Here is a 10,081-nt window from a genome sequence, read left to right as displayed (position 1 = left end):
CTCCTCCGGAGACATGACGCGCCGTCACTACGTGACGGAGCGTTGCACCGCTGCTCCGCAGCGGTTATGTAACGCCGCTCCGCGGCGTTACCCGGCTGACTAAAGGGGAGCGTCCGCAGTACCCTCGCCTCGCCAGGCGTTACATAATTAGGGGTGGGGGCAGTCGGCGCCCCAGAGATAAAAACGCAGGTCAAGGCAAGAAACATTCTCGGCTCAGCTGGTGGCGAGAGGGTGGAGCTGACTTGTGTTCAAGTGCGCCACCTCTCCTGCACATAATGTGTACCCATTGCGTAACGCCCTCAAGATCGATTGAGTAATTATGTAACGGCTACTCTTTGTGATGGGATTGGTGGTCTGGACCTCTTGTGAAATCTTTGATGCTTTAAAGAGGTGACAGGAAACCTCTCGGAGGGATTATGCAACTCGCCGAGAAGGCGGCATGCATTTCTGGTGCATTCATTGCGTTACATTTTTCTGTTTTCTGGTGGGGTGTTGGGGATTCTGTACCGATTCTCTCCGGGGTGGTGTTCTCCAAAGGGGTATTACGACGCAGAATGTCAGAACCTAATCCAGGCCTCGTTTTCCTTGTGCTCGGGTTTCTTTGGTCGGTTCTTGGGAGGTGTGTGGGGGAGCTGGTGGGAGGCCCGTATGACCTTTGTGTCTTCTGCCGGTCTCGTTGCCGTAGTACCGCCCAACGGTGCTTCAGTGCCTACGCCTGGGCGTAGCAGGAACGGTGTCGACGGCCGGGCGTTCGAGAAGCGGGACTTGGACCTGCTGACGGCGGCCCCGCATACTGCCCCGCCGGCTGCAGTAGTCGAGTGGGTCGACAGCCTCAGCGCTGACGAGTTCGAGGTCAGGGCCAGGCCGCAGCCGGATCGGGGCTGGACTTGCGCGCCGAGCTGGCTGCCTACGCTGCCCGGTCTCGCCCAGGGATGTGACGGGCTTAGCCTCGCGCTTTCACGAGGCGGGCTGTCCAAGAGTTGATCAGAAACACGGAAAGTGCCCTTGACCTGCAACGATAGGACTTGCTGAGGGTCCTGTTGGCTGCAAGGAAAAGAGCACTTTCCAGGTGAGAGAGCCTATCTCGTCGTACCCACGTGTCCGTGTCCAGGGAGACGGTCGGCAGGTGGTCTCGCAGGCCGGTGCGGTCCTGCTGCTGGAGACGGTCCGCAAGACGGGCCTTGACCAGGCGATATCCGCAGCTCTGGCTCCGTGGCGGAAGCGGCGGGCCGTCCACAATCGAAGAAGACCTACGGCCATCACCCGCTGACGGCCTTCGTCGACCACGGACCGGGCGGAACCGGAGAGCCCGTCGCCGCCCTCCTCCGACCGGGAAACGCGGGCTCCAACACCGCCGCCGACCACATCACCACCGCCCAACTCGCCCTGGCCCAACTACCCAAGCGCTACCGACGAGGACGGCAGACGCTGATCCGCACGGACTCCGCCGGCGGCACCCACGACTTCGTGTCCTGGCTCGCGAAGCGGGGCCGATGGCTGTCCTACTCGGTCGGCATGACGGTCACCGAAACGATCCACGAACACGTGCTGAAGGTCCCCGCCTCAGCCTGGACCCCGGCCGTCGAGGCCGACGGTGAGACCCGGGACGGGGCCTGGGTCGCCGAGCTCACCGGCAAGCTCCTGGACGGCTGGCCCCAGGGCATGCGGCTCATCGTCCGAAAGGAACGGCCCCATCCCGGCGCCCAGTTGAGGATCACGGACGCGGACGGCATGCGGATCACGTGCTTCGCGACCAACACCACCAGCCGGCCGATCGCCGAGCTCGAGCTGCGTCACCGGCTCCGGGCACGGGCCGAGGACCGGATCCGGGCCGCCCGGGCCACCGGCCTGCGCAACCTGCCCCTGCACGACACCGCCCAGAACCGGGTCTGGATGGAGATCGTCCAAATCGCGCTCGACCTGCTGGCCTGGATGCCCATGCTCGCCCTGACCGGCCGGACGAGGCTCTGGGAACCGCGTCGCTTGCGGTTCCGCCTGTTCTCCGCAGCCGGCCAGCTCGTCACCACCGGTCGGCGCAGGATTCTCCGCCTCGCCCGGCACTGGCCCTGGACCGGCGAGATCACCGCCGCCCTTGAACGGCTCGCGCTCCTGCCCAACCCCGGCTGACCAGCAACCCACCGTCCCTGCGACAGCATCACCCGCCCCGGGCAGTGGAACCCGGCGCCCACCCGACGCGACAGCCGGGCCACCGGCCCGCCCGGCATCAGCTCCGGAAAGCAAAAGGATCCACCGACTCCGTCGGCGGACCCTCAAGAAAGATCGAGGTTAGACGTCGTTTCCTTTGGCTGGGTGGGTCGTTGGGCAGTGTGTGACGAGTCTTGTTGTGCGGTTGGTGCCGGATGAGTTGTGGGTGTTGTTCCGTCGGGTGGTGCCGCCGACGGAGGTGATACGTCCGCAGGGTGGTGGCCGGGCTCGGGCGGGTGATCGTGAGGTTTTGGCGGCGATCTTGTTCGTGGCCACGTCGGGCTGTACGTGGCGGCAGTTGCCGCCGGTGTTCGGGCCGGCCTGGCCCACGGTCTACCGGCGGTTCGCGCAGTGGTCGCAAGCGCGGGTGTGGGCCCGGCTGCACCGTGTTGTCCTTGATGAGCTCGGTGCCCGCGGTGAGCTGGACTGGTCGCGTTGCGCGATTGATTCCGTCAGTGTCCGGGCGGCAAAAGGGGGTCACTGACGGGACCGAATCCGACCGACCGTGGCAAGGCGGGTTCGAAAATCCACCTGATCACCGACCGGAACGGTCTTCCGCTGTCGCTGGGAATTTCCGGCGCGAACACGCACGACAGCCAGGGCCTGGAGCCGCTCGTGCGCGGCATTCCGCCCATCCGCTCCCGGCGTGGCCCCCGCCGCCGGCGGCCCGGCAAACTGCATGCCGACAAGGGCTATGACTACAACCACCTGCGCCGATGGCTCCGCAGTCGCGGTATCACCCACCGCATCGCCCGCAAAGGTGTCGAGAGTTCACAGCGGCTCGGCCGCCACCGATGGGTCGTAGAACGGACCGTCTCGTGGCTGGCCGGCTGCCGACGCCTCCACCGCCGCTACGAACGCAAAGCCGAGCACTTCCTCGCCTTCGTCGGCATCGCAGCCACACTCATCTGCCACCGCCGCCTAACCAAATGAAACGACGTCTTAGGAAGCCGGGCTGGTGGTTGCCCGGGGTTCCGGTGCATCAGTCGCCTTGCGGCAAACCGATGCTCGTGTGTCTTGGCATGGTCGGTTCGTTGCGTGACAGTCGCCGCCTGGCCTGAACGGAGGCCAGGAGCTGCAGGGTGTGCGGGCGGACGTTGGTCTTCGTGCAGCCGGGCGCGGAGAACCATCAGAGCGAGCGGCCGGGGTGGGTGGCTGTTTGGTGTCCTCGGCCGTGCGGAGTTGGGGAATTCGATCGGCTGGGCAAGTTCTGGCCGGGATACTTTCGGGGTGTCGATGATGGATCTCGAAGCCGTCCGTGCTGCGCTGCGCGCGCAGAAGCCCGATCTGCTGCTGGAGCAGCCGGAGGGGCAGTGGCTGGACGCCAAGGCGGTTCCGTACGAGCCGCGTGAGCCGCGCGCTGTGGAGGAACTCGCCAAGGACGTCTGCGCCTTCGCCAACGGTGGCGGTGGTGTCCTCGTGCTGGGCATCGGCACGCGCGTGGTGGACGACGTGGAGATCCTCGACCAGATCATCCCGGTCCACCGCGCCTCGGTCGACCGCGACCAAATCCGCAAGCTGATCCGCGCGCACATCACCCCTGCTCCGCGCGGGGTCAGCGTGGAGTGGTCCGACGACCAGCAGGGCTGTCGCGTGCTCTACATCGACGTACCTGCGCAGCAGGCGGGCACCCTGTTCGTCGTCGCGGCACCGGTCGGCAAGCCTGGTGCGCCGCGCACGGACACGGTCGCGGTGCCCGTGCGCGAGGCCGACGGGACACACTGGCTCGCGCGCACCGAAATCCAGCGCCTGCTCTCCGCGGGTGTCGCCACCTCTGGTATGCCCACCGCCGAGACGCTGTCGAGGCTCCTGCGCGAAGCCGTCGCCCACTCCCCGTCGGGGCCGGCTGCTGTGCGCGTGGGGCAGGGCCTGCCCGCGTGGGAGCGGGAGATGCGGGAGGCGTACGAGGAACTGGCCGGTGCGGGTCTTGGGGCCCCGGTGGGTGAGGCGTACCGTCACGGGGCGGCTGCGCTGCAGGATCTGGGCCCTGCCCGGGACGGGGAGGCGGGGTGGGTGCTGTGCGTGGCTCCTCCGCACCCGCCGGTCGTGGTCGTCGCGCCTGTGTGGCAGGCGATCGTCACCGCAGGCCGCAGCAATGTCGGCGGGGATCCGCTGGCGGCGATCGGCTACCCCGTACCGCCGGGAGCGGGCGAGGGAGGGCGGGCGTGGGTGGTGGCCGCCGACGCCGTGCGGGTGGACCTGGACGGCGGCACGTGGGGCGCTGGCCGTCTGGTGCGCTCGCAGACGGATGGATGGCGGTGGGAGCCCGCTGTGCGCTTCAGCCTTGAGCAGACCCGGTCCGCACAATGGTGGACGAGCCAGGTGCCGCCGCCGCAGCTGCGCCTGCGCGCCCTGGTGACGCTTCCCTGGACCGACACCCCCGCTCTGGAGATCACCCGAACGCGGCGCCAGGACCTGGAGCAGCACCTGCCGCACAGTGCGCTGGCCGGTGCGGTGACCCTGCTGTCCCAGCGGCGCGGCGGCAGCCTTCCTGCGGCCCGGTGGAAGGCGGGCCCGCACGACAACTCGCTGCACGCCGCAAGCTATACGAGTGTGGTCACCGCCCCGGACAGGCGCCCGGCCGTGACGGCCGCCGCCATGATCACGCTCCCCGGTGTGATGGACTCTGCTGTCGTGTCCTGCGCAGACGTGCTGGTCGAGGACGCGGCGGCCTGGATGGCAGCGCTGGGCGGCCATCGGGGCGTACCGCTGGGCTTCGAGGAGGCCCAGGACGTCCTCTTCCACGCATGGGAGATGGCGGCTGAGCTGCTGCCTGCGGTCTTCGGCGTCCTGGCCCTTCGGCGGTGGGCGGCACCGCCCACGACCGAGCTGCGGCTGAGCGCCGAACGGTATGACGACGTCGATGTGGCTCCCGCTCTGTCGTCGTTCGTCGACTTCGAGCAGCTCGGTCCCGGCGGCCGCAGCTCCCGGCGGGAGATGGCAGTCACGATCACCGCCGAGCCCTCCATGCGGCGTGTCGAGCGCCAGGACGTAATGCGCCGCGCGGTGGTCCATATGGCGCAGGCTTTCGGTCACGTCCATGCGGAGGCGGGGCTGCTGTAGTGGGAGGGCGCGCGTCGGCCGGGGAAGCCGGCCGTGTGTGGTTGTCGTTGTCAGCTGCGGATGGTCGCCGCAGGGGCGGCGTTGCTGTGCTCGTCGTCCTGGCCAGCAGCGTCGCCTTTGGTGGGGGCGTGAGAATGTAAGGCATTGGTGCCCCGCGAGGCTCTGTTCGTGTGGGGGCGAGGCGGAGGATGGAGGCAGAGCGCGGGTGTATGTCACGAGGGTCCAGCTCAGGAACATCAAGGGCTTCACCGGTAGGCGGGCGGCCGATCTGATCTTGCCTGGGCGTAGCGGCTGGACGGTGCTTGCGGGTCGCAACAGTTCGGGCAAATCCACTGTGCTGCAGTCGATCGCCCTGGCACTGGGTGGACCGGCGGTCGCGCGGGCGCTGGTGTCGGACTTCACCGGCTGGATCTCGACGCGTGCCAAGAAGGGGGAGGTGGAGGTCCACGTCGTCAGCGACCCGGTGAACGATGGCTTTACGGGATCGGGCAACAAGCCTCAAGGTGAGATCTCTTTGGGCCTGCGGTGGACACACCCTGAGCCTGATCGTCATGCTCCTCGGCCTGTGATGGCACCGCTGGGTACCGGCAAGAGTGGCCCTCGCGGGCCGTGGGTGGAGAACCCGATCGGCTGGTTCTGTGCCGGATACGGGCCGTTCCGGCGGTTGACCGGCGGCTCCAGCGAAGGCGGGGCGCGGCGCGCTGAGTGCCCGCTCTTCCCATACGAGGTCGCCTTGTTCTGCACTGTCCTGCATTCCCCCGCGTCCTTGCTCCTGCTCGCGAGTGTCTTGTTCTTCTTCGTGCCGCCCTCCCTGTCCTGGTGGAGGGGTAAGGTGCGGGCCGGCTCCGAGTGGGTGCGGGCCCGTGTACGGGCCCGGGTCTGGTGGCTGCAGATGCGAGTGCGCGTCTGGCTGCTCAGCGGGCATCCGGGGTGCTCTCAGGAGGACGTCTGCGGAGACCGTGACACTGACAGGAACTGAGCCCGTTGCGTCCGGGGTGCGGTCCTCGCGCCCCGGGTAGCGTCTCGACTGACGGTCCGCACTGGGCGGACGACCTGCCGGGCCGGCACCGCTCCCGGCAGCCGGCCCGGACTCTCCAGCATGGAGGATTCATGTGAACCCAACGCGGCGCCGACCGAGGGCGCGTTGGTGGTGGTTGGCGTGAGAATGACATGGTCCTTCGTCACTCATGCCAGCAACGAGTGAGTGCAGTCCGTCAGCGTCAACGACCAAGTCACCGCGCCTGCGCCACTGACGCCCAGACGACGACGTTCAACTAGCACTCCCCCGCAGACCATCAGGCGCCGATGCCGATGTAGGAGACGTAGGTGTAGGCGCCCCAGTCGGAGTCGAGTTCGGCAATGACATCGTCCCAGAGGTCTCCCATGGCATCCAGATCGCTGGCGACGAGGGCGTCGACGGCGTCGTCCCAGATGTAGCGGACCTGCCGGTGCTGGCTCCTCAGGTTGGCGCGGCGGCGTGGCTCGTCGACGGTGGCCTGGTTGACGGGGTGGATCTCGATGCGGGTGCCGCGGCCGTTGCGGTTGAGGTGTTGCTTGAGGGCGCCGGGGTTGGTGAGCACGTTGTGGGCGCGCAGGTTCCAGTAGGCGGTGTCGATCGCTTCGAGGTTGGCTTGGCGTGGGCGCTGGGTGCCGCGGGTCCAGGCGCGAATGGTGGCGGGGGTGGCGCGGATGCCAGCGTCGGCCAGGGCTTGGGGGCCGCCTTTGGTGGTGGTGAGGTAGCGCATGCGGGCTTTCAGGCCGCGGCGGGTGTCGGCTGGGGATTTGATTCCGCCGTCGATGATCATGCGTTCGAGGGCGTCTTCGAGGGCGCGGGCGAGGGCGATTTTGCCGTGGACGTTTCCGGGGTCGCGGTCTGCGCCGTAGTTGCCGAAGTTTTTCCATCCGTCGGTCGACATCTATCGGGCGCTCTTCCTCGGCAAGGGGTATTGGTCTTTTTGTTTCATCTGGGTGGTGAGGCGGCCTTCGGTGAATACCGTGCGCCAGTCGCCGGCGACGTGGAGTTCGTCGGTGCCGCGGGCGCGGACGACGGTCAGGCCGTTGCTGTGGACGCGGTGGGATTTGTACCAGAGGTTGGCGAATGCCTGGGAGCGGATGATGTGCATCCAGTCGGGTCGGCGGATGTCGCGGTTGACGCTTGATTCTCCGATGGTGGAGGTGAATTTCGAGTACATGGATTTGATGTATTCGACGGTCACCGTGTCGTCGGCTTCGATGGCGTTTGCGCGGGCCTCGGTCAGGACCCGGCGGAATTTTTCCAGGAGGCCTTCGCTGGTGCCGGAGGTCCAGCATTCGGTGATGTGTGGGGCCTCGCACAGGCCGAGGCGGGCGCAGCGGATGAGGAGGCGGATGGTGGCGTCGTCGAGGAGGACGGGGCCGTCTTCTCGGCGGTTGCCGATGGGGTCGGGCAGGTGGGGGTGGTGCCAGGTGGGGCGGGTGGGGAGGCGGTAGATGCCGGAGCGTTTGGGGTCGAAGCCGCCGTAGGGGTCGTGGATCAGGGCGCCGATGGGCAGGTGGGTCTTGAAGGCGGACAGGAAGCTGGCGTTGGTGTCGAGGGCGTTGACGGTAATCGGGTGGTGGGTGCCGTTTTGGAGGGCGTCCATGAGGCGGGTGTTGGTCCAGTTGTGGCGGCCTTCCCAGATTTCGTCGGCGCCGTCCTTGGTTTTCTTTCGGAGGAATTCGAGGGTTTCCGGGTAGACGGTGTGTTCGTAATTTCCGCCGACGCGGGTTGCTTCGAACAGGGCCATTGCGTTCGGTACGGCCTTTTTTACCAGGGCTTCGGTTGCGGTCGTGATGTCACCGTCGTGGTCGTGGAGGGCTTCATCGACGGCGCGGGTGATCATGCCGGTGAAGTAGCTGTAGTCCCGGCTTGCGTAGCCGCCCTGGGGCGGGGCCAGGGGTGGAGCGCTGGTGCGGTGGCGCGATGGCCTGCGTGGAGCGGCGGTGTGGACTGTCGGGGCGGGCTCGGTGGGTGTGGGGGCTTGGGGATGCGCCTGCGGGGGCTGTGCGGGGGTGTGCGGGGTCACGGCCGGGGGTTGGGGTGGTGCCTGTGGCGCTGGGGTGGCCGGGTCGGTGATGCGGGCGTGGGCCAGGTCGGCGTGGAGAGTGAGGGTGGCCTGCGCGCCGAGGTCGCGTTCGGTGATGGTGGCGTGGATCTGGTCGGCGTCGCGGGTCAGGGTGATGGTGATATCGAGGCTGAGCGCGGCGATCAGCTGGGGGTCGTCAGTGTCGACGGCGGCGAGGACCGGAAGTTCGTGGGTGCGGGCCAGGTGTGCGAGCGCTTGGGCGGCGTCGGTGATCTGAGTCGGGCCGGAGAGCGGGAGCCGGGGATCTTCGGTGGTCTGCAGGCGGTCGACCACGACGAGGGCCAGGCCCGGCAGGTCCGGGACGCTTTCGGCGATCGCGCCGGTGGTCAGGTCGGTGCCGTCGTCGATGTACAGCGGAGCTTGGGCCAGGTGGTGGTGGAGGGCTGCGGTGTCGTCCTGCTCGGTGGGGGTGAGGCGGCTGGCTCGCAGGCGGCGGTAGTCGACCGGCAGGTGCGCGGCGACGATGCGGGCGGCGATGTCGGCGCGGGTGAGTCCGGAGGCGGCGTACAGGACGGGTTGGTGCTGGTCAAGGGCGCTGGTGCGTGCGGCGGCGGTGGCGATCAGGCTGGATCCGGCGCCTGGGGCGGCGGCAACGAGATAGAAGCGGCCGGGCTGGAGGCCGCCGAGGGCGTCGTCCAGGGTGCGGAGGCCCGTCGGCAGGCCCATCAGGGGTGTGGGCGTGGTGGTTTCACCGGTGGGGACGGTGGTGGGGAGGACGGTGTCGAGGGCCTGGGCGAGTGCGGCCAGACGTCGCGGGGTGCGCGGCGCAGTGATGGCTGGTGGGGCGCTGGCCGGGATGGTGGTCTCGTGACCGGCATCGGGCGTGACGGGAGTGGGGGCCGGCGGGCCCGACTGGGGCGGGGCCGAGGGGGGTACGGGGAGGGCGGTCGACGGTGTGGCCGGGTGCTGAAGTGTCGGAGTGCCGGGTGTGGGGGTGGCGGGGGTTGGAGTGGTAGCGGCTGGCGAGCCGGTGGGGGTGGTCGGGGTGGTGCCGGGTGAGGCGGGGGGCGTATGGGCAGGTGTAGACGTGTCTTGGGCTGCTGGCACCGGTTCCGGCTGTGGTTCTGAGGGCGTGGTGAGTGCAGCGGCCGCTTCGGCAGGGGTAGTTGGTAGCGCGGGTGCGAAGTCTCTGGCGGCTTCGGCTGCTGTGGTCTTCTGGACTGCCTGCTGGCCCTTAGCAGGTGGTGTGGAGTCCGGGGCTGCTGTGTCGGGTGCGGGCTCGGCTTGAGGTGCGGGCGGGGTGGGGGTGCCGTCCGCGTCTGCGGGGAGCAGTACAGCGACGGGGGTCCTGTGGCGGCACAGCACCTGGGGGTGGCCCTCCGCTCCGTGCTGGATCAGGTCCCCGAGCTTCTTGCGGGTGTCCGCGAAGCTGTGGGTGAGGGCTTCGGTGAGGTCCCAGCCCAGTTCGGTTGCGTGGGCGGGAGTGGTGAGCAGTGCATGGTGCGGGCCGCGCGTCAGGGGTGTGGGGTGCCCTTCGATGGCGGCGTTGATCAGCTGCTTGAGTGTGCTGCGAGCCTCGTGCAGCGTCGCTGGGCCGGTGCGCGCCAGGGCGTGTGGTGTTTCCTCGTCAGAGGCGGTGGAGGCTGTTCCCGGCTTGGTCAACGGGTCCTCAACTGACTCGAGTTGACTGTCCTCGCCGTGTCGGCGCGCGGCGTCTTCGGAGGCTGTCTTGGCCGCTGCGGACGGGGTGGAAGATGTCGGGAAACTCA

5 protein-coding genes and 1 pseudogene are annotated in these 10,081 nt (G+C 68.2%); 4 read left to right on the top strand and 2 right to left on the bottom strand.

The window, feature by feature from the left end; genetic code table 11:
- Nucleotides 1-1,069: 1,069 nt before the first annotated feature.
- The 4 genes and pseudogenes from SSPS47_RS34565 to SSPS47_RS34550 all read left to right on the top strand — a co-directional run bounded on the left by SSPS47_RS34565 (nucleotide 1,070) and on the right by SSPS47_RS34550 (nucleotide 6,247).
- Nucleotides 1,070-2,127 (top strand): annotated as a pseudogene (locus SSPS47_RS34565) (IS1380 family transposase).
- A gap of 202 nt (nucleotides 2,128-2,329) precedes the next feature.
- Nucleotides 2,330-3,138, top strand: a protein-coding gene (locus tag SSPS47_RS34560) for an IS5 family transposase (RefSeq protein ID WP_239064695.1) whose coding sequence is annotated in 2 segments (ribosomal slippage) — nucleotides 2,330-2,677 and nucleotides 2,680-3,138 — 807 coding nt in all. Because the reading frame shifts where the segments join, the coding sequence is not laid out codon by codon here.
- Nucleotides 3,139-3,441: 303 nt separating this feature from the next.
- Nucleotides 3,442-5,268, top strand: a complete 1,827-nt coding sequence (locus SSPS47_RS34555; protein ID WP_164254299.1) for an RNA-binding domain-containing protein — start codon at nucleotides 3,442-3,444, stop codon at nucleotides 5,266-5,268.
- 205 nt (nucleotides 5,269-5,473) lie between these two features.
- A complete protein-coding gene (locus SSPS47_RS34550; RefSeq protein ID WP_164247446.1) occupies nucleotides 5,474-6,247 on the top strand; it encodes an AAA family ATPase in 774 nt (257 codons plus the stop codon).
- A gap of 316 nt (nucleotides 6,248-6,563) precedes the next feature.
- Here SSPS47_RS34550 and SSPS47_RS34545 read toward each other — a convergent pair whose 3' ends face one another.
- Nucleotides 6,564-7,184 (bottom strand): hypothetical protein, encoded by a 621-nt coding sequence (locus tag SSPS47_RS34545; RefSeq protein WP_164247448.1) that lies wholly within the window; start codon nucleotides 7,182-7,184, stop codon nucleotides 6,564-6,566.
- The gene (locus SSPS47_RS34540; RefSeq protein WP_164247450.1) at nucleotides 7,185-9,974 is read right to left on the bottom strand and encodes a DnaB-like helicase C-terminal domain-containing protein; all 2,790 of its coding nucleotides are present in this window, start codon (nucleotides 9,972-9,974) and stop codon (nucleotides 7,185-7,187) included.
- Between the last annotated feature and the right edge of the window lie 107 nt (nucleotides 9,975-10,081).

Source organism: Streptomyces sp. S4.7 (assembly GCF_010384365.1).
Taxonomy (GTDB): Bacteria; Actinomycetota; Actinomycetes; order Streptomycetales; family Streptomycetaceae; genus Streptomyces.
Note: the sequence above shows the minus strand (reverse complement) of the source record. Positions and strands in the feature narration are given on the sequence as shown.